Genomic DNA, 20,211 nt, shown 5'->3' with positions numbered 1-20,211 from the left:
TGTGTCGTATCCTACTGCTTATTACGCGATCTCCTTGTAAGGTTCGATACTCAGGCTCCTTTCGTTGGCCTGGATTTCGGAAACGGGAACAACGAATGATTTATACATTGGAAAAATAAAAAAGCAGATGACTGATAGCGAATAAATTTCCCTCAATCAAAAAACATATTGCATCCCTCCAATCATTCCTAAATGCAGGGCAAATAAACCCCTGCTGTTGTGTTTTTCGGCAATCTTCCAGCCGGAAACCGGCCAGTTCCAGGCCTGATCTAAGACACTAAAAGCCATGGTAGGCCCGGCGAAATATTTTAGGCGGCCTCTTTGATATCCCGGCAGGAATCGTAAAGAATTGGAATGATTCGTCATTCCACCAAAATCACTGCTCCATCGGTTAACCAGCTCAATATCCATAAAATAAGACTTTTTTCGGAAAGCATGCCAGCCAAATCCCAGGTCCAGGCCAAACATGGCAATGGGATGCAGTCTTATCCCCGTACCCAGCAACCCGTAAAGTTCCTTTCCTCCGCTTCTCAGGCTGAGCTGCGCAAAGGAAGATTCATCCATACCAACAGAAATACTTTGTTCCCCATCCCCAATGATATTGATCAAACCAAGGGAATAATCACTGGAGGCTGCTATATTCACTAATCCCGCCAGCTGAAAACCTGAAACAGTATCTGCCTTATTGATTAGGCCACTAAGTTGATATGCTACGTTGCCTCCGGAATGGTTGAATATTCCGGCGATTTGGGCACTGCCTGCATTCCCTTCCGTGTGGTTATACAGGCCTGCCAGCTGGAACTCATCGGTGCTCCGGCTAAGATTAGCCCAGCCAGCTATTTGGATCCGGGCCTTGCCATCCACCTGGTTAACCAATCCAGCCACCTGGGCACCATCCAAATCACTCCCTGTCTTGTTTAGCAATCCGGCCACTTGAAATCCAGTCAGGTCACCATACACATTATTGAAAATTCCGGCTGCCTGAAAACCGGAAACATTTCCACCTACCATGTTGAAAAGCCCCGCAGTCTGCATGCCGGTAACCATCCTTTGATTCATATTAAAAAGACCAGCCACCTCCAGACCTTCCACCCCGGCCGTGTAGCCCCCCAGCAGATTAAGGGAGAAATTATTGATCATCTGGCTACTGAAGACTCCCTGTGTACTCAGGCCCGGAGTCAAAGACATTTGAACCGGACTTTCTGCAAAGAAACCAGCCAGATTTAGCCTTTGCATTCGTTGCCGAAATCCGATAAACATCCCGCCCCAAAAACTATCTTCCAGGTTTTCGGCAGACCCATTTTGTGGAAAAAATCGAAATTTTCTTCCTTCCTGGCTGCGGCTCCCCACATGCACGGGAGGAAGTAAGACAAAGGAAGTATCCCTGTATTCCTCCTTGCGCAGGCTCAACCAAACGGAGGAAGGAGCGGCAGATTTTAGCTTCAGCTCAAACTCTCCCTGAGCACCAGACAGGGTAAAGGCCCATCCAGTTTTTTCAAAAATACTGACAGCGGAAAGGGCTTCCCCACTGTGAAGGTCTTTCACCTTACCCTTAACCAGCAGCATCTTTCCTTCCTGCTCCATTTCAAGTTCCGCATCCAGTTTTCCGGGGGCATGGCGGATGATCACATAGCCATCGTGCTCCCTGAATTCGTAGGAATCACCAAAAACTTTTTGAAGAAATCCGGCTAAATTACCCTGATAGGATTGGAAAGGCAGCCCTGCATCCAAATCTATCAAAGAGCTTTGGTAGGAAAAATAAAAACCCTGATTGCTAGCAATTTCTTCCATAACCAAGCCCAATTTATTGTCAGCCGGGTTAGAGACATCCAACTCCCTTAAAAGATAATCCTGGGCCTGAACTGCCCCTTGAAAAGCAGGCCCGATTGCTAAAAGCAATAAAAACAAAAAACGAATAAAACGCATCGACAAATTATCATCCTTACATGAATGTAAGGAATTATTCCACAACTATTCCATTCTCCTTTTGGATAATGCTCAAGCCGAGTGTTTCCCTGATCACTTCCAGGTTCTTTTCCAGCGAACCGTATTCCAAAGTGGTAGTAATAAGCATGTTTTGGGCCCTTTCCGAACCAATTGCTATTTTGCTTCCGTAGGCCTTGTTCAGGGCCTCCACCAATTCCGGTAAGGCCGTAGACTCGGCCACAAACTTCCCTTCCACGTAGTAGCGGAAGAGCTTATCCCTGTTCACCTCTTTCTCCATACCCCCTGAAGCAGTATCGATGGTTACTTTCTCATTCTTCTTCAGAAAGATTACCTGGTCCTGATAGGCCACCTTTACCTCCCCAGCATCCACTATGACCTCAATCATTTCAGGTGATTGGTTGACATGAAAGGAAGTCCCCAAAACCGTTAAGATCATTTCCTCAGCGGTGACTACAAAAGGCTTTGCCTCATTTTTTACTACCTCAAAATAGACTTCACCTCCAGCCAGGTCTACCAGCCGCCTATTTCCCAAAAGCTTTTGAGAATACCTTAAACTGGAATTTTTATTCAGGGTCAACACCGAGCCATCTAATAGAACCTCTTTTCTAGAGGCTTCCTCGGACTCAAATACTACACTTGTATAAAACGCCCTGACAGGCCCGGGTAAATAGGATCCTATCAGCCATCCGCCCAATATGACCAGGGTGATCACAGCGGCTACCCTGAGCCAATCAGGGAAAAATATCCGTTTCGGAGTGAATTGACTTTTTTCTTCCATCCTGTCCCTGCGATCCTTAAATTGACTCCAGGCCACGTTATTATCCACCTCTTGCTTTTCAAGCAGATGGGCGGATTTGTCCCAAACCCAACTCATCTGCTCAAAATAGGCACGGTTCCGGAGATCAGCTGCAATCCATTGTTTGACCAGATCCGTTTCCCTGGGATCTGTTTCTCCGAGTAGGTAATTTATAAGTAGTTGATCATCCATAATTTAAACGATAAGCTTCCACATCATGATAAGGAGAGGTAGAAACTCCGCCAGCTCTATCCTCAGTGTCTTCAGGGCCTTACCCATATGGGCCTCCACTGTTTTGACTGAAAGCCCCAAACGCAAAGCAATTTCCTTATATTTTAGCTCTTCGATTCTGCTAAGAAGAAAGACCCTCCTACATTTTTCAGGCAAATTGTCCAAGGCATGGTTTAATTTCGATTGCATCTCCTGGTCCTCAACTGAAAATGAAGCATCCACACTCTTGGTATTGGCCATCTCATACCGGTTTATTTCCAAATGTTTCATTTTTACTTTTTCATGCTTGATATAATTCAGGCAGTCATAATAAACGCACTTGTACAGGTAAGCTTTCAGGGAGGTGGAAATTTCCAAATCCTCACGTTTTTCCCAAAGCTTCAGAAAAACGGTTTGAACAATTTCATTGGCCGCCTCACCATCCTTCAACAAGGCCTGTGCATAGGCATGCAGTGGACCGTAGTAGTTTTTGAATTGTGCTTCAAAAACGGCTTCATCCAGTAATTCTGGCAAATCTTCACTTTCTTCAGGAACCTTTCTCACTCCTTACGCAGGTTAAATCGGGCATCCATACTCGCTTTACATCTAATTTATTCATGTTACTTCTCCTGAAATCCGAACCAGGGTTAACCTTTTGACAGCTGGAAAGGCGCTATTAATATAATTCCTTTTCATTTTAACTTAATCTATTCAAGCAGGCGACACTTTTATTCACTTTTCCCAGTCATAACTGGTTTACTTCATTGCCTCCAACAAAACGGTACTGAAACTTGCTTTAAAGGTAGCCTTTTCATTTTTACTGAATACGTATTTGAAGCCCGGCATTGAATCCCCAGTGGATAGCTTTAAAGGTATTCATTTGGTTCTTGTCCCATATTTTTAACTTTGCCAGATCCCGACCTTTAGGATTTTGGGTATTCATGTAATTCAAACTGGGACCGGCATACAATTGTAAATTTCTGGAAAGTTTCAATACCGGAAGGAGGCGAATTCCAGTTCTGGAATATCCTCCCCATTTCTTAAAATTAGTCCCCCATACATTGCTTGCTTCCATGTCCAGCCTGAATCGTTTACTATCCGATAGTTTGATCCCTATACCCGTTTCCATGGCGTATGGCAGATCACCATAGGTAAAATTAGAGCCCAACCCAATGATTCCATACATGCGACTGCCTCCAGAACGAAAACTAATCAACTGTGTGAGATTTTCATCTACTGAAATGCCTATCCTTTTTTCTCCATCAGTGATCAGGTTAAGGATGCCTATGGGGTAATCACTACTGTCGGCAATATTGATCAAGCCGGCCAATTGGACCCCTTTAACGGTTTTGGCTTTGTTTACCAAACCTGAAATCTGAATACCATTTACCTCCTCCGCCAGATTCAGGATTCCAGAAAGTTGAATTCCCTTTGCCTGGTGAGAAAAATTGGCAATCCCCGTTAACTGAGCCCCCTTGAAGGAGGCTGCGGCATTGACAATTCCTGACAGCTGAATGCCTGATGCTTCCTTTGACCTATTCACCAGGCCTGCCACCTGAACGCTTCTACTTGCCTGCCGGGCTTGATTGACAAGCCCGGCAACCTGCAATCCCTTGAGTTCACCGGAAACGGAAAGCCATAATCCCCCCGATTGAAAGCCTGTAGCATTTCCTTTGATAAATCCCCCAAGTCCATAGATCGCCAGACCGCTTTCACCCCCTGAAAGTCCGGTCAAGGCATGGATACTTACATCATTGGAGTAGTCTGCAGCGCGCAGACCATTCGTGCTGAGTGGATAAAGAAAGCCCAGGTGGGCAGGTCGCTTTTCCTGAGCCTTAGCATCCACTGCAAACAAGGTGGCAAACAGGCTGCTAATAGCAATCAAATAATACTTCGTTTTCATGATTCTGGACATTTCAATTTGTGATATAGTCCTGTGACAACCAATCCATGATTTACCCTTACTCAAAAAAAAAGATTTATAACATAGGGTAAAATGAAATCCGGTTGTCATACCTGCAAGACCTAAAAACCATCGGAAATGAAAAAAATTGGAAAATTGGACAAACCGGATAATCAGGGAACTGCTGAAATTTTCAAACATCCCATTCTAGAAAAGCTAACCAAAACTCATATAGGGATACCCATCGTACTTTTCCTCCTGCTTGCAGGCTTCTTGCTGTACCGGGCCTGGTTTTATAGCCATTTACCTTTGGGTATAGGAATACTGTATTTTCTGGCCGGCTACCTTGCTTTTACCCTGATGGAGTACCTGATGCATCGCTACTTCTATCACATGAAACCGGTTCAAAAATGGAAGAAAAATATCCAATATTCGGTTCATGGCATACACCACGACTATCCTAAAGATAAGAAAAGGCTGGCCATGCCACCAATACTATCAGTAGGATATGCCTTCGCGTTATACTACCTATTCAATTTTTTAATGGCGGAGCAGGTATATTATTTTTTGCCTGGATTTTTAACCGGATACGCTAGCTATCTGGGCATACACTATATCATCCATGCTTTCTCACCACCTAAGGGGCTCTTTAAAGTCCTGTGGGTTAATCATGCCATCCATCATTATAAGGATCCGGATGTAGCATTTGGGGTCAGTACGCCCCTTTGGGATCATGTTTTTGGGACCAGCCCTAAAAAATAAAAAACCATCCGGAAATTCCGGATGGTCAGTTTCGTCCTATATCAATTGACTATTCCCTAACGAAAGGATAATCATCTTCTGCATATACGTCTTTGAAGGCATCCTCCCCTTTGGGCCAAGGGGACTCTTCTGCAAATTTCACCGCATCGGCCACCTGCTTTTTCACTTTGGCTTCGATTTCTTTGATCTCTTCTTCCGTAAGAATTTTGTTATCAAGGATGGTGGCTTTCACCTGCTCCACCGGATCTCGCTGCTTGTACTCTTCCACTTCTTCTTTAGTCCGGTATTTTTGAGGATCCGACATGGAATGCCCCTTGTACCGGTAAGTTCTGAATTCCAAAAGAGTGGGTCCATCTCCTTTTCGGGCTCTGTCAGCGGCCTCTTTTACTGCTTCATGAACTTCTTCCACGTTCATGGCATCCACAGGAAAAGAAGGAATATCATAGGCCTCACCCAGAGTGTACAATTCATCCACGTTGGAGGACCGCTTTACAGAGGTACCCATGGCATATCCGTTATTTTCGATAACAAATATGACTGGCGTTTTATAAAGCATGGCCAGATTTAATGCTTCATGAAAAGCTCCCTGCCTGACGGCACCATCTCCTAAATAACAGATACAAAGATTTTTGGTGCCTTTATACTTTTCGGCAAAGCCAATTCCAAGCCCCATGGGTATCTGGGCACCCACGATGGCGTGTCCGCCCGCAAAATTCTTGGATTTATCAAAAATATGCATGGAGCCCCCTTTTCCCTTGGTTGTACCTGTTTCTTTTCCAAAAAGCTCTGCCATGACGGCTCCTGGATCTGTTCCGAGGCCCAATGGAGTAGCGTGGCACCTGTAGGCGGTGATCCATTTATCGTCTTTTTCCAGGGCAGTGATAGCACCTGAGGCGCAGGCTTCCTGCCCTATGTAAAGGTGACAAAATCCACGGATCTTTTGCTGTCCGTAAAGCTGCCCGGCCTTCTCTTCAAAACGCCTCATGAGCAACATGCTTTCAAACCAATAAGTGTAGGTTTCTTTGGAATATTTTGTTTTAGATTTACTCGTACTAGTACTCTTCTTTGCCATACCGTATTGTATAAAATATGCTAACTTTGGTCTCAAATATAGTGAAAACGCAGCAATTTTGAGTCCTTTTGCGAAAATACTAAAAAACATCGATTGATAGCCCCATGTACCTGAAAAACTTAGAGCTGATCCAATTTAAAAATTACGAACGGCAACAGTTGGAGTTTAACTCAGAGGTCAATTGCTTTTTGGGAGAAAACGGGGCCGGTAAAACCAATCTCCTGGATGCCATCCATTACCTATGCCTGACCAAAAGTGCCTTTCTGCCGGTAGATAGTCAACATATCCGACACGGCCAATCCTTTTTTACGCTGAAAGGAACGTTTGAGTTAGCGCAAAAGACGCTTTCCTTATCTTGCATTTTTGAGAGCCATAAAAAGAAACGATTTGAAGTGAATGGCAGCCCTTATCAACGGCTGAGTGAGCACATTGGTTTGTTGCCATTGGTCATGATTGCACCAGACGATACCTTGATTATTACTGGCGGCAGCGAAGAAAGAAGGAAATTTTTCGATGGCATGATCAGCCAAACCAACAGCCATTACTTGCAATTGCTCATTCGGTACCAACATTATTTGAAACAGCGAAATGCCCTACTTAAACGCCTTGCGGAGGAAAGAAAAAAGGACCTTCTTCAGCTTAGCCCTTACGATCAAAAACTCATTCAGCTCTCAGTAGAAATTCATGATATCCGCAGCCGTTTCCTGACGGATTTCATACCCTATTTTCTGGACCACTATGCCACCATTTCCGGACAGAAGGAAAACGTAACCATTGATTACAAAAGTCAGGTAAGCCAACCTGATTTTTCCAAAAATTTTACCACTTCCCTGGACCAGGACTTATTCCGGAAACGAACCGGCCACGGTATCCACAAAGATGATTTTGATTTTCAATTGGATGGATATCCGATAAAAAAATTTGGATCTCAAGGACAAAAAAAATCTTTTTTAATCAGTCTCAAGCTGGCTCAATTTTTCATCTTCAAAACGCTTAAAGGAACCACCCCACTGCTACTGCTGGACGATATATTCGATAAATTAGATGATCGGCGTATCTTCCATTTATTGTCTCAGGTGGCAAAAAAAGAATTTGGCCAGCTATTTATTACCGATGCCCGGCCGGAAAGATCCAAGGAAATTTTAAAAACCATTAGGGCCAGGGTCAGCTTTTTCTCCATTAATAAAGGTCGCTTATCAAAGGAGAACGTTGATTAATACTTTCGCCTTTTGAGAATTTGACCATCCAAGGACAACTTTCCCGGCCCTGTAAATAATAACACGACAAACACCAACAAATACATCAGGGAAAGTTCCTGCCGGTTGAAGGGATCGTCACCGTGGACTACAAAAACAATCACTGCCATATTGATGATCAGAGGAATCAAAAAAACCCTGCTCATAAAGCCTAGCATAAGAAATATGGTACAAAAAAACTCTGCAAATATCACTAATTGCAGCGAAACTGCCGGTCCAAGACCAATAGGGTCGGCAAAATTATTCAAACGTTCACTGAAATTCGTGATTTTGGCCCAGCCGTGAGTCAGCAGCATCAGGGAAGTTCCTACTCTCAATAAAAGTAACGCCAGGTCTGCGGCTACAGGAAAATGCGAAAAAACAAGTCGTTTCATTCTGTGTCGATTTTTTTAGAAAATTTACAAAAATAAAGTTATATAAATTTCAACGGGAATAACAGCATTTAAACTACTTTGCGCTTTTCAAATTAATCCAGCGATGGAATTCTCTCCAAGAAAGTAGTTCTGGGCACTTTCGTGAACTATAGGTGTTTTACCACAATCTCTCCGGATAAGCACCCGCTTCATGCAAATTCCGAAGGGCCTTTACCACATGTTCCCGGTCTTGGGAATAGGTAACGCCGAACCATATTTTCCCTCCTTCCAGGATCTTGACCCGCGCAATATCCTCCTGAATGAGTGAATTAACAACTTTTGGAATGTAAAATTCAGACTTTAGATTTTCCTGATTTTCAGCTAAAAAAGGAATCCATAATTTCTCTGTTTGTTCGAAAACAGCTTGATGAAATCCCCAGCAATTCATAGACACCGGATTTTCCGGAGAAATTTCTATTTTATCGGAGCCTTCCTCGTGAAAAATTCCTCCTTCTTTTCTGGAAATAGCCGTACGCTCAATCATTCCTGTGAGGAACCCCTCAGGAGAAGATTCACAAACGCCTCTGCTTACGGTACCATAATCGGACAAAACATTTTCCAAGGCATAACCTACCATGCAGTGAAGTTGGGGGCTTACCTCTTTGCTTAAAAATGCAGCAAGGATCCGAAACGCCTCCACACCATAAAAATCATCCGCATTAATTACAGCGAATGGCTCTTTGATGGTATCCTTCGCACACAACAGCGCATGTGCCGTGCCGTAAGGTTTTTTTCTTTCCGGTTGCCGGTAGGCCTCCGGAACCATGCTTTCAAGGGATTGAATGACGAATTCAATCTGAATTTTATCTCCAAACTTAGGAACAAAAATAGCCTTGGCTTCCTCTAGAATTTCCTTCCTGACAATAAAAACGATTTTGCCAAATCCGGACCGTATGGCATCAAAAACGGAATACTCGAGAATGGTTTCCTTATTGGGCCCAAAGCCGTCTATTTGCTTGTCTCCCCCGTACCGGCTGCCCATGCCTGCCGCCAAAATCAAAAGTGTTGGTTTTTGCATAACTGATTTAAAATAGGTATTAAATTCCTTACCCAGGAAAAATTTATCAGCGACAAAGGTACTTTTTTTACCCTTTCAATGGATTTAATTTGCTGCTTTTTTTGTCCGAGGCAGATCAAAAATAAAAAGTTGGTTTCGGTTAATAAAAATTCCTCATTTTATCACTAACGATGACAGATATAAAAAAATAGGGGTGAATTTAAGTTCGAAACACCAATTTACATGTATATCTAGTCCTAATTAGTCACATTTCACTCCATTTTTCATAAATTCTCTACTTTTTAGCCGGATTTAATTGTTAAATCGGTTTTGATTTTTAATTTTGAAAAAAATAAAATTTTTAATGATAGAATTAGCAACAAATTACTAACCCTGTTAAGAAAATGAAAAAAATTGAAGCATTAATTAGAACTTCAAAATTTGATGAAATTCACCAATGCCTGTCCAGCTTGGGGGTAAAATTTCTAACCTTTTATGAAGTAAAAGGAATGGGACTGCAGCATGCCCGTATGCAGACCTACCGGGGCGTGGCTTACGAGCCAACGTTCATTCCCAGGACAAAACTGGAAATCGTCGTACCTGATGAGTTAGAAGATGAGGTGGTCCAATGCATCCTGAAAGAAGGGAGAACCGGCGAAGTAGGTGATGGAAAAATATTCGTCTACGAGGTGGGCAAAGCCTTTAGAATACGCAATGATGACTCCGGAGAAGCGGCACTTTAACCGTACTCCTGGCATTTTATCATCTAACTAATATTCCAACTTATACTAAATATCAACGAAATGAATCAGGAACTATTTACTGTGAACAATCTTTGGATCATGGTGGCCACGATTTTGGTGTTTATCATGCACCTGGGATTTGCTGCGCTTGAAGCCGGACTTACCCGGGCAAAAAATACCGTCAATATTCTCTTTAAAAACACCATTATTCCCGCCTTGGGTCTAATATCCTATGCGTTTGTAGGATTTAACCTGATGTATCCGGGAGAGGCATTCTCAGGTGGTGTTTTTGGATTGAGTGGTTTTGGACTTAGCCTTCCGGAGGGATGGGATACCGCTGCATATTCTGAAGGATACACGTTTTTCACCGATTTTATCTTTCAGGCCATGTTTGCGGCCACGGCTGCCACGATCGTTTCAGGGGCCGTCGCCGAGCGCATAAAATTGGGCCCGTTTATTTTCTTTTCTTTGCTCTATGTAGGGATTTGTTATCCCATCGCTGGGATGTGGAAATGGGGTGGAGGATTTCTGGATACACTCGCCATACCATTCTATGATTTTGCCGGCTCCACCATCGTTCATTCCGTAGGCGGTTGGGGTGCTGTAATTGGTGCCTATTTATTAGGACCACGAATCGGCAAATACAAGGACGGCAAAATGAATGCCATTCCAGGCCACAACATTCCCCTGGCTACCTTTGGGGTGTTTTTGCTTTGGTTTGGTTGGTTTGGTTTCAACGGTGGCTCGGTCCTTTCCGCTGATCCCGGAGCCGTTTCCCTCGTATTTGTCACGACCGCCCTGGCAGCCGCCGCTGGAGCGTTTGGGGCCTTGCTCGCATCCTATCTCAAATTTAAAGCGTATGACATCACCATGGTCCTGAATGGCATCCTGGCTGGCCTGGTTAGTATTACTGCCGGTGCAGATCTGATGTCGCCCACAGAAGCGGTGATTATTGGTTTTATAGGTGGAGTTTTGGTTGTATTTGGGGTGGTCTTTTTTGATAAAATAAAAATTGATGATCCGGTAGGAGCTATTTCCGTTCACCTGGTTTGCGGTATTTGGGGAACATTGGCTGTCGGCATCTTTGGCGACCTAGCCGGTGGAGGACAACTTTTATCTCAATTAGTGGGGATCGGCGCCATTGGAGCCCTTTGTGTGCTGTTCAGTTTTCTGGTGTTCTTTACGCTGAAAAAAACCATTGGTATCCGCGTAGACGAACAAGAAGAGATAGAAGGACTCGATATCAACGAGCATGGCATGCATGCCTATCCGGATTTTGCTACAAAGGAATAAGCATTTCTGACTACAGCTTTATAATAAAAAAAGAGGCAGAAAAACCTGCCTCTTTTTTTTATTTGACGAGGAAAGGAAACGTCAAATCAAAATGTCTCGAACCTTTGAGGTCTTCGGGACCTCGAAGGTTTTTTTCGGGGACGTTCTGCGGAAAGAATACGGGGTTAGGGAAACCCCAAGGATCAATGTCTGTAACCGTTGAGGTCTTTGGGACCTCGACGGTTTTTTTCATGTACGTTCTGCGGAAAGACCCTCGGGGTTGGGGAAACCCCAAGGGTCAATGTCTATAACCATTGAGGTCTTCAGGACCTCGAAGGTTTTTTTCGAATACGATCCGCGAAGAGACCTTCCTTTGGGAAAACCCCAAAGGTCAACAATATTCCAAACCTTTGAGGTCCTCGGGATCTCGTTTGTAACGGTAGCAATGATGAGCAAATGTTACGTTTATTTACTTTTCCTTTTTCATCGGGTTAGGGCCGGAAGAAGTTCCCCTGGCAGGTGCCCGCTGCTTGAATAATTCGAATTTTGAGGGCTGAAATTGTCTGGGCCAGTAGTTATTGTTTTCATCTATATCTGCCGTCTCCCGGTAAGGATCAAGCACAATCCGGACTACTTCCTTCTCTTTAGCAAAAACTTTGCTCACCTGGTATTCATCCATTCGCCAAATCTGAGCTGGAATTCGTTCAACCTCGGAACTTCCGTCCTGATATTGAAATTCCAGAATAATGGGCATTACCAGCCCACCAATATTTTCGAAATTGACTTCATAGAAATTCAATCCGCTTTCGAGCATGGCCCTTTCCTCGCCACTTAGACTGGAAAGGAAATCCTGGTAGGCCTTTTCATCCTCGGGACCTACACGGAATCGATCGTAACGGTTATAGAAATCTGCGGCCTCCGGATCTTTCTCCACTACCGTTTCCGGAATATCCCGGGCATTTCTTGTCCTGGAAATATAATTTTCTTCCCTTTCGTAGGCCTCCCGCTCATCGGCTTTTACTTCGGCTGGCTTTTTACTGTCAATTTTATACCAGGTGACATCCTGTATGGCAATGTCCACGGGTTCGGTGCCATAAAACCATCCCCTCCAAAACCAATCCAGGTCTACAGCAGACGCATCCTCCATTGTCCTGAATAAATCCGCCGGTGTGGGGTGTTTGAACATCCAACGTTGGGCGTATTTTTTAAAAGAGTAGTCAAATAACTCTCTACCCATGACCGTTTCCCGAAGAATGTTCAGGGCAGTGGCCGGTTTTGCATAGGCATTGGGACCAAATTGAATGATGTTTTCGGAATTGGTCATGATCGGTTCGAGCAGATGCTTTTCGCTTCTCATATACGGTGCGATCTTGTGTGCAGGGCCTCTGCGGGAGGGATACTCCCGTTCCCATTCCTGCTCCGCCAAAAACTGCATAAAAGTGTTCAACCCTTCATCCATCCAGGTCCACTGCCGCTCATCGGAATTTACGATCATGGGGAAAAAATTATGTCCCACTTCGTGAATAATAACGGATATCATGCCGTATTTGATGGCCTCGGAGTAGGTGCCGTCCGTATCGGGCCTTCCATAGTTAAAACATATCATTGGATATTCCATTCCGTTTGTGGCTTCCACCGATATGGCCACCGGATAGGGATAATCAAAGGTTCGGGCGGAATAGGATTTCAGGGTATGCGCTACCACCCGGGTGGAGTATTGTTCCCAAAGAGGGTTAGCTTCTTTGGCATAATAGGACATGGCCATGACTTCCTTCCCTCCAAGGGATACGGCCATGGCATCCCAAATGAACTTCCGGGAAGAGGTCCAGGCAAAATCCCGAACGTTCTCTGCATGGAATATCCAGGTTTTCTTTTCCTCGGACTTTCCTTTTTCCAGTTTCTCTGCTTCGGCTTGCGTTCGGATGATAACCGGCGCATCAAAGGTGGTTTTAGCCAATTCCCAGCGCTCCAATTCCTTCGCATTAAGAACATCTCCCGGATTCTGTAAAACACCCGTTGCTCCGACCATGTGGTCGGCCGGTACCGTTATGGATACTTCGTAATCACCAAAAACCAATGCAAATTCCCCTCTTCCTACAAATTGTTTGTTTTGCCAACCTTCAAAATCGGAGTACACCGCCATGCGGGGAAACCACTCAGCCATGGTGTATAAATAATTTCCGTCTCCCTCGAAATATTCGTATCCGGGCCTACCCCCAATAAAACTCATCCGGTCATGAATGGAGAAACTCCATTCGATATGAAACTCAAAACGTTCTCCCGGCAGAAGCGGTTCGTCCAGATCCAGTCGCATCATCGTTCGGTTTACTGTGGTAGGAATCTCATTTCCCCGGGAATCCGTTACGGAGTAAATTTTCAATCCCAACTCCATATCGTGCCACAGGATCCGCTGAAGCTGCCCCAAGCTCATTTTGGGCTGAATGCTGTTGCTACTCATTTTGGGCGTCTCGGAATCCTTATCCCGCTCATTTTGATCTAGTTGAACCCATAAATAATCGAGTGGATCAGGTGATTCGTTGTAGTAGGTAACTTTCTCCTTTCCCTGAATGGATTGATTTTCATCATTCAACTCCACCTCAATTTCGTAATCGGCTTTTTGCTGCCAATATTGGTGACCGGGTGCTCCGGAGGCCGTGCGGTAGACATTGGGTGAGCGGAGCAGGTTACCTAATTGCTCAAAGCGATTGCCATGACGTTGCTCATCTACCTGAGCAAAGGCAGACAGGTGGATGAGCATTCCTACGAATAAGGAGACAAGAATATTTTTCATAAAATAGGATAAATTACTAGAAGGCGTAGGATAACCCAAGCCCCCAAAATGGAATTAAAGTGGAATTTAACAAATTAACCGTATTATTATGCCCTATGTTGGTTAAAATTCTTCCTTTTTTACCAATAGCTGCTATCAATCATCATCATGGTGGCCATTCCCAGGACGATGGATGAAACGACCAGCACCCACTCTTTTCGATTCACCCCGAAAATCCCTACGATCAGGGAAGATATCACCAGAAATCCGATCACAATTACCAACTGCCCCACTTCCAGGCCCAGGTTAAATGCGAGCAGCGGCTGAAATATCGATTGTTCCCTGCCCAACAAGGATCTGAGGTAATTGGAGAATCCCAACCCGTGGATCAACCCAAAAAACAAGGCAAACAGGTAATTGAGCTGTACTCCTCTCCCTCCGGAAGGTCTGGGCTTGAGGATATTGGCAGCGGCGGTGATGGCAATGGTTACCGGGATCAAAAATTCTACCAGGTCAGTATTGATTCGAACCAATTGAAGGGTAGCCAGTGCCAACGTCAGGGAATGCCCTATGGTAAAGGCAGTAACCAAAATGACAATTCTACCCCAGTCCCGCATCATGTAAATAACCGCAAGTGCGATGACAAAAAGAATATGATCAAACCCTTTCAGGTCAAGAATGTGTTGGATTCCAAGATTAAAATACAACTGAAATTGGTTCATACAACAGGTGATTTAATACTTTTGCTTTGAAAATTTTGTTGTAATATTAATGCATATTTCAGACATAAAACAAAATTCATTACTATAAATGCCTCTAATGAACCCAATCACCATCGTTATCTCCTTTTGGTGGCTAGTGCACCCCTTTTATATTAGCCTGACAGACATGGTGTACAATGAAGAGAATCAGACCATTGAAATCGCTCAAAAAATTTTCTGGGATGACCTGGAAGTTGCCCTATCCAATGCAAGCGGGACCGCGGTAGAATTCCTGTCGCCAAACCAACCAGAGAAACTGGACAGTTTGATAGCCCGGTATCTGCTTGCCCATAACCAAATCCTTATTCAGACTGATACCGTCCGGCTTCATTACCTCGGACACGAGGTAGAAGGGGAGGCCGCCTGGTTTTACATGGAATCGGAGAAAATTCCCTCTCCAGCTCAAATTACTATTTACAATGCCGTTCTGATCGATGATTTCCCGGAACAGCAAAACATTGTCAATTTCTATAAAAACCGGAAACCAAAAAGCCTGCTTACCCGAAAGGACAAGAAAGGGGGGATATTAAACCTGGAAGATTAGTGACCTTTAACCTCCCTTACACTCCCAACTAAAAAAAGCCACCCTATCGTTACAGGATGGCTTTTTGTATATATAGATTAGATAGGTTTAATTGTAGCCTTCGTTTTGAACCAATTCAGGATTTATATCCAACTCCCTTTGAGGGATTGGTAAGATGGTTTTATTTTGGCCAGCCTGGGATGCTTCGTACTGTTCATCTCCCTGCGGGCGTAACGCCCTGCCATACCGCAGCAAATCCATCCTTCGATGCCCTTCAAACGCCAATTCCTTTCTTCGCTCCTCCAGGATGAAGTCTACAAAATCTTCTTTTCCGGAAAAATCGCTTGCATCCATTGGATCCAAACCGGCCCTTTCTCTCAACTCATTTACTAAATCAAGGGATTCCTGGTTCACGCCATCCAATTGCGCCAGGGCCTCTGCCCGGTTAAGGACCACTTCGGTGGTTCTAATGATGGGTGAATTGTCGGAATGATTTACAGGATCCGGAAATTTAGTAGTGTACGTCCGTTCGTTGTCTCCCTCTTTAGAAAGCTCCGTGTACCGCTGATCATTGGCATCGTATGCTGCCAGTAAATACTCGGAAAAGGGAGCATCGCCTCTGGCTCCGTCTTCAGCAGGATTGTAGTAGGATGCCCAACCTCCAGAGCCGGTTCTACCATTATCAATCTCGGAGTTCTGAATAGAAAAAACATATTCGGAATTATTTTCACCCCAAAAATTATAATTGGAAGCCAGCTCGTACAGGGATTCGTTTTCCAAAACGTCTCCTGCCCTTTCAGCAGCCAGTTGCCACTGTCCCCGGTAAAGGTATACTCTGGAAAGTAAGGCATTCGCCGCCCCCTGTGTCGCCCTTCCGCGGGTAAAGGTAGCAGCTTCATACGAAACGGGTAGATCATCCACAGCATCGGTCAAGTCATCTAAAATGAATGCATGAACTTCTCCTACTGTACTTCTGGGGTATCCAACGATTTCACCGGTAAACGGCTCGGTCACAATTGGGATACCCGGAGTACTCTCACCACCGATTTGTATGGGTTGGGCAAACAGGTTCACCATCTGGAACATCAGAAGTGCACGCATGAATTTAGCTTCTGCCACAAATTGAGCCCGTTCTTCCTGAGTCAGGGATTCATCGGGAGATTCAGGCGTAAATTGGATGACCGCATTTGCCGCCAAAATCGCCCGGTAATGCCGTCTCCAAAGATCTCGGATCGTGGCATTGTCGGATTGTGTGGCATACAGGCGTACATCCTGCAAGGTTGGAAACGAACCAATAAAGTCCACATTGTCGGATTGAAAATCGGCAATTACCTGGGGTAAAGAGCCAAAAACTTCAAACTCCTGGGAAAGAGAGTAGACACCCAGAAGGGAGCCCTCTACGGCCTGCTTATCGGCAAAGGCCAACTCGGTCGAAAGAGATTGCTGCGGATCAATATCCAGATCTTCACAAGAAGACAAGCTTCCTGCCAGCAAGCCCATACAAATTATTATTTTTAAATTTTTCATGTCCATGTTATTTTAAAATCCTAAAGACACACCCAGCGTTACGGATTTCGCCTGGGCAGGAGTAAAAAAGGACTCTCCCTGTCGCTGGTTATTTCCTCCACCATCGTTGACTTCAGGCTCCAGGCCATCTTCAAGGCTGGAAAAGGTCAGAAAGTTTTGCAACATTCCATAGATCCTTGCGCTTCTGATAATCTTCGTATTTGCTAATACGGCGGTAGGAATGGTGTAGCTAAGGGACAAGTTCCGCAACCGGATATGATCTCCTTTTCTTAATTGCTGTGTAGAACGTTGCGCAAAGGTAGACTGCGTATCACCGTTTAATTTAGGGGCAAAACTGTTTCTGTTGTCTTCTGTCCAGTAATCCAGCAACTGAGGGTCCAGATTGAACGAGTTCAGGTTGTTTGGATTGTTTAGGAATCTCAAATCGTCATACATTATGTAGTTTCCTTCGACAAACGTAATTAAAGCCGAAAGCACCAGACCTTTGTACGTAAAGCTATTGGTCAATCCACCTGAAATTCTGGGGATAGCAGAGCCCACTATTACCCGATCATTTGCACTGTAGGTGTTGGTCGTTTCACCATCTTTGGTTAACCACTCTGCTTCACCCGTTTCCGGATTGATTCCATTATACCTCACCAGATAAAACGTGTTTACCGGATGCCCCTCAATGGCTCGCTGACTGGCAGATCCCTCGACAAACCGCCTGCCCTCACTGTCCTCGGAAGCTCCGGGCAATTCCAGCACCTCATTTTTAAGGAATCCGGCATTTAGGATCGTTTTCCATTCAAAATCCGATGTCTGAATATTCGTGGACTGCACCATTAAGTCAATCCCTCTGTTCCTCATGGAGCCCGCATTTTGCGTAAGACTGGCATATCCTGTTGTATAAGGGATGGGCACATCTAGTAAAAGGCCCTCTGTATCTTTATTCCAAACAGAAGCTTCAATATCCAAGCGGTTATCCAAAAGACTGGCATTAACCGTAAAGTCAAACTGTGCAGACTCCTCCCATCCTAGCTGTGGGTTGGCTGGCTGGCTGGGATAAATACCCGGGCTACCCGCATAGTCTCCTAAGGTCCCTGCCTGATAGAGCCCCAGGGATTCGAAGTTACTGATCCGGTCATTCCCTGCGGTACCATAACTTACATTTAACTTAAGGTAATTCAGCAGGCTACTACTCTGCAAAAACCCTTCTTCTGAAATCACCCACCCTCCGGAGAGTGCCCAGAAATTACCGTATCTGTTGTCGGCACCAAATCGGGAAGACCCATCTCTTCTGGCACTTCCTTCAAACAGGTATTTGTCATCATATCGGTAATTTACCCTGGCAAAATAAGAGGCCAGCTTCCAGTTGGTACCGGTAGCACTTGTGATCGTGGGTGTAGCGGCTGAGGCTACGTTGGGAAGCTGGTCACTGACGAATCCTGATCCCTCTACCGTAATGCTGGAAAAGTCGGCCTGTTCATAAGAATAACCCAGCAAACCTCCTATGTAGTGGTCGCCAAAATAGTTCTCGTAATTCAGGGTATTGGTGGACAACCACTTGTAATCCTGAATGATTCGCTTATACCCGCTACCGGTAGGCTCTACGATATCCGGAAACCTAAACGTCTCCTCTGTCTGAATCTGATCGATACCCCAGTCGGTTTTAAACGTCAGGTCGGGAAGAATGTCCACTTCAAAGAAGGTATTGGCAGTCGTCCTTCTGGTGATGTAATCAGTGGTAGCCAACTCTTCGATGGCGAGCAGGTTAGGCACAAATCCCAGTCGGGTATAATTTCCGTTGTCGTCAAAAGGCCTGTTGTAAGGCAAGTGCAAGAAGGCAGAAGTCAAGGGGGCGTACGTGCTATTGTCCGAATAAATCCGGTCATTATCCGTTTTGGCCAACCCTATATTCGCTCCGAACCGGGCCTTTTCAGAAAATTTGTGGGTCATGTTCAGACGACCATTAAATCGGTCCAGTTCGTTTCCAAGGGCATAGGTGTCTTGGTTGAAATACGTTCCGGAGATAAAATAAGTCGTACTTTCACTCCCTCCGGAAGCACTTACGTTCAGGTTCGAAATGGACCCTTGCTGGATCACCGCCTCCGGCCAATCAAATCCCTGTTGCGGAAATTCGGATACCGGCGTTTCAGTCCGTAAAGATCGGTATTGGTTGTACTGCTGAAGGGACATGTAAGGCCGCTCGGTAGTCGGATTCTGAACGCCCTGATAATAGTCCACGTTGATCCTGGACTGTCCACTTTTTCCTTTCTTCGTCTCGATGAGGATGACTCCATTAGCTCCTCGAGATCCATAGATTGCAACTGCAGAAGCGTCCTTGAGCACTGAGATCGATTCAATCTCATTTGGATTGATTTCCATCAACGGATTCAGCGCTACGGCTCCGGAAGTATTGGAGTAATCATCGCTACTGCCATCATTTAAAGGAACACCGTCCACTACAAACAGTGGTGAGCCACCGGCTGTCAGGGAGGCTACTCCACGAATCCGGATATTTTGCTGGGCACCGCCGACACCGGAGGTACCGGTAAGCTGGACTCCTGCCGCCTGCCCTTGCAAGGCTTCCTGGGCTGTAAATATGGGCATCCCTTCAATTTGGGAATTGTCCAGGGTGGAAATACTTTGAACGGATAATTTGGAAGACTGCGTTCCGTAGCCGACCACCACCACTTCTCCCAATGTTTTCACATCAGGTTCCATAAACACATCAATCCGGCTCTGATTTCCTACCGTCTTTTCTTGGGGAATAAACCCCACGAAACTAAACACTAGTACGTTGGATCCTTCTGGAACTGTTAAAGAGTAGGACCCATCAATATCGGTAATGGTCCCTGCCATAGTTCCTTTGATACTTACATTCACGCCAGGTATCCCCCCTGGCTCATCTTCAGAAGTAACCTTTCCGGTCACGGTCCTGCTTTGAGCCTGTAAGGAGATTACCGCCAACAGCATCAATGCGAGGCTAAGTAAAACTCGTTTCATTTTAGTAAATAGATTAAGGTTTTTTAACAATAGTTATAATGCAAAATTCCATTAATTTATTTATAATAACAAAACGAACGCTATTAGATAGTCCAATAGATAAACCTAAAAATTTTGCGTTTTACCTTATATTTAAAATAAACCAAAAAAGAGGACTTAACACCAATAGTATTATTTTTAAGTTTTATTGTTTTATCAATTTATATTTGTTAATATTAAATTTATAAATTATTTAATTGAATTAAACTAATTTAAAATCTATTTTATCAAA

The 20,211-nt window shown here is 44.6% G+C and carries 16 protein-coding genes; 5 read left to right on the top strand and 11 right to left on the bottom strand.

Annotated elements, in window-relative coordinates:
• Positions 1 to 156: 156 nt before the first annotated feature.
• The 4 genes from GJS45_RS09750 to GJS45_RS09735 all read right to left on the bottom strand — a co-directional run bounded on the left by GJS45_RS09750 (position 157) and on the right by GJS45_RS09735 (position 4,856).
• Entirely contained in the window at positions 157 to 1,791 is a 1,635-nt protein-coding gene (locus GJS45_RS09750; protein ID WP_162341398.1) for a hypothetical protein, read from the bottom strand.
• A 169-nt stretch (positions 1,792 to 1,960) separates the two neighbouring features.
• The gene (locus GJS45_RS09745) at positions 1,961 to 2,935 is read right to left on the bottom strand and encodes a FecR domain-containing protein (protein WP_162341396.1); all 975 of its coding nucleotides are present in this window, start codon (positions 2,933 to 2,935) and stop codon (positions 1,961 to 1,963) included.
• Between the two features lie 3 nt (positions 2,936 to 2,938).
• Entirely contained in the window at positions 2,939 to 3,517 is a 579-nt protein-coding gene (locus tag GJS45_RS09740) for an RNA polymerase sigma-70 factor (protein ID WP_162341394.1), read from the bottom strand.
• 253 nt (positions 3,518 to 3,770) lie between these two features.
• On the bottom strand, positions 3,771 to 4,856 hold the full coding sequence (locus GJS45_RS09735) for a hypothetical protein (protein WP_162341392.1): 1,086 nt from the start codon (positions 4,854 to 4,856) through the stop codon (positions 3,771 to 3,773).
• 138 nt (positions 4,857 to 4,994) lie between these two features.
• Here GJS45_RS09735 and GJS45_RS09730 point away from each other — a divergent pair, with 138 nt between their 5' ends.
• Positions 4,995 to 5,618, top strand: coding sequence for a sterol desaturase family protein (locus GJS45_RS09730; protein WP_162341390.1), 624 nt, complete (start codon positions 4,995 to 4,997; stop codon positions 5,616 to 5,618).
• Positions 5,619 to 5,667: 49 nt separating this feature from the next.
• Here GJS45_RS09730 and pdhA read toward each other — a convergent pair whose 3' ends face one another.
• Positions 5,668 to 6,690 carry a pyruvate dehydrogenase (acetyl-transferring) E1 component subunit alpha gene (pdhA, locus tag GJS45_RS09725; RefSeq protein WP_162341388.1) on the bottom strand — a complete coding sequence of 341 codons (1,023 nt, stop codon included), beginning with the start codon at positions 6,688 to 6,690 and terminating at the stop codon, positions 5,668 to 5,670.
• Positions 6,691 to 6,794: 104 nt separating this feature from the next.
• Between pdhA and recF the strand changes: the two genes are divergently transcribed.
• Positions 6,795 to 7,907 carry a DNA replication/repair protein RecF gene (gene recF, locus GJS45_RS09720; RefSeq protein WP_162341386.1) on the top strand — a complete coding sequence of 371 codons (1,113 nt, stop codon included), beginning with the start codon at positions 6,795 to 6,797 and terminating at the stop codon, positions 7,905 to 7,907.
• Here recF and GJS45_RS09715 read toward each other — a convergent pair.
• Positions 7,904 to 8,320 (bottom strand): DoxX family protein, encoded by a 417-nt coding sequence (locus GJS45_RS09715; protein WP_162341384.1) that lies wholly within the window; start codon positions 8,318 to 8,320, stop codon positions 7,904 to 7,906. The two genes, recF and GJS45_RS09715, sit on opposite strands and share 4 nt — an antisense overlap.
• Positions 8,321 to 8,477: 157 nt before the next feature.
• Entirely contained in the window at positions 8,478 to 9,377 is a 900-nt protein-coding gene (locus GJS45_RS09710; RefSeq protein WP_162341382.1) for a nucleotidyltransferase family protein, read from the bottom strand.
• A gap of 383 nt (positions 9,378 to 9,760) precedes the next feature.
• Here GJS45_RS09710 and GJS45_RS09705 point away from each other — a divergent pair, with 383 nt between their 5' ends.
• Both GJS45_RS09705 and GJS45_RS09700 read left to right on the top strand, forming a co-directional pair.
• Positions 9,761 to 10,099 carry a P-II family nitrogen regulator gene (locus GJS45_RS09705; protein WP_162341380.1) on the top strand — a complete coding sequence of 113 codons (339 nt, stop codon included), beginning with the start codon at positions 9,761 to 9,763 and terminating at the stop codon, positions 10,097 to 10,099.
• A gap of 60 nt (positions 10,100 to 10,159) precedes the next feature.
• A complete protein-coding gene (locus GJS45_RS09700; RefSeq protein ID WP_162341378.1) occupies positions 10,160 to 11,392 on the top strand; it encodes an ammonium transporter in 1,233 nt (410 codons plus the stop codon).
• 448 nt (positions 11,393 to 11,840) lie between these two features.
• Here the strand turns inward: GJS45_RS09700 and GJS45_RS09695 are convergent, their stop codons facing one another.
• Both GJS45_RS09695 and GJS45_RS09690 read right to left on the bottom strand, forming a co-directional pair.
• Complete coding sequence (locus GJS45_RS09695; protein ID WP_162341376.1) at positions 11,841 to 14,162, bottom strand: M1 family metallopeptidase; 2,322 nt, start codon at positions 14,160 to 14,162, stop codon at positions 11,841 to 11,843.
• A 119-nt stretch (positions 14,163 to 14,281) separates the two neighbouring features.
• Positions 14,282 to 14,863: a HupE/UreJ family protein gene (locus GJS45_RS09690; protein WP_162341375.1), complete on the bottom strand. Its 582-nt coding sequence runs from the start codon at positions 14,861 to 14,863 to the stop codon at positions 14,282 to 14,284.
• A 97-nt stretch (positions 14,864 to 14,960) separates the two neighbouring features.
• Here GJS45_RS09690 and GJS45_RS09685 point away from each other — a divergent pair, with 97 nt between their 5' ends.
• On the top strand, positions 14,961 to 15,446 hold the full coding sequence (locus GJS45_RS09685) for a DUF6702 family protein (RefSeq protein ID WP_235954702.1): 486 nt from the start codon (positions 14,961 to 14,963) through the stop codon (positions 15,444 to 15,446).
• Positions 15,447 to 15,533: 87 nt separating this feature from the next.
• Here GJS45_RS09685 and GJS45_RS09680 read toward each other — a convergent pair whose 3' ends face one another.
• Together GJS45_RS09680 and GJS45_RS09675 are read right to left on the bottom strand one after the other, a co-directional pair.
• Positions 15,534 to 16,952 (bottom strand): RagB/SusD family nutrient uptake outer membrane protein, encoded by a 1,419-nt coding sequence (locus GJS45_RS09680; protein WP_162341371.1) that lies wholly within the window; start codon positions 16,950 to 16,952, stop codon positions 15,534 to 15,536.
• A gap of 12 nt (positions 16,953 to 16,964) precedes the next feature.
• Positions 16,965 to 19,940, bottom strand: coding sequence for a SusC/RagA family TonB-linked outer membrane protein (locus GJS45_RS09675; RefSeq protein WP_235954701.1), 2,976 nt, complete (start codon positions 19,938 to 19,940; stop codon positions 16,965 to 16,967).
• Positions 19,941 to 20,211: the final 271 nt, after the last annotated feature.

Source organism: Cyclobacterium salsum, from assembly GCF_010119245.1.
Taxonomy (GTDB): domain Bacteria; phylum Bacteroidota; class Bacteroidia; order Cytophagales; family Cyclobacteriaceae; genus Cyclobacterium; species Cyclobacterium salsum.
Note: the sequence above shows the minus strand (reverse complement) of the source record. Positions and strands in the feature narration are given on the sequence as shown.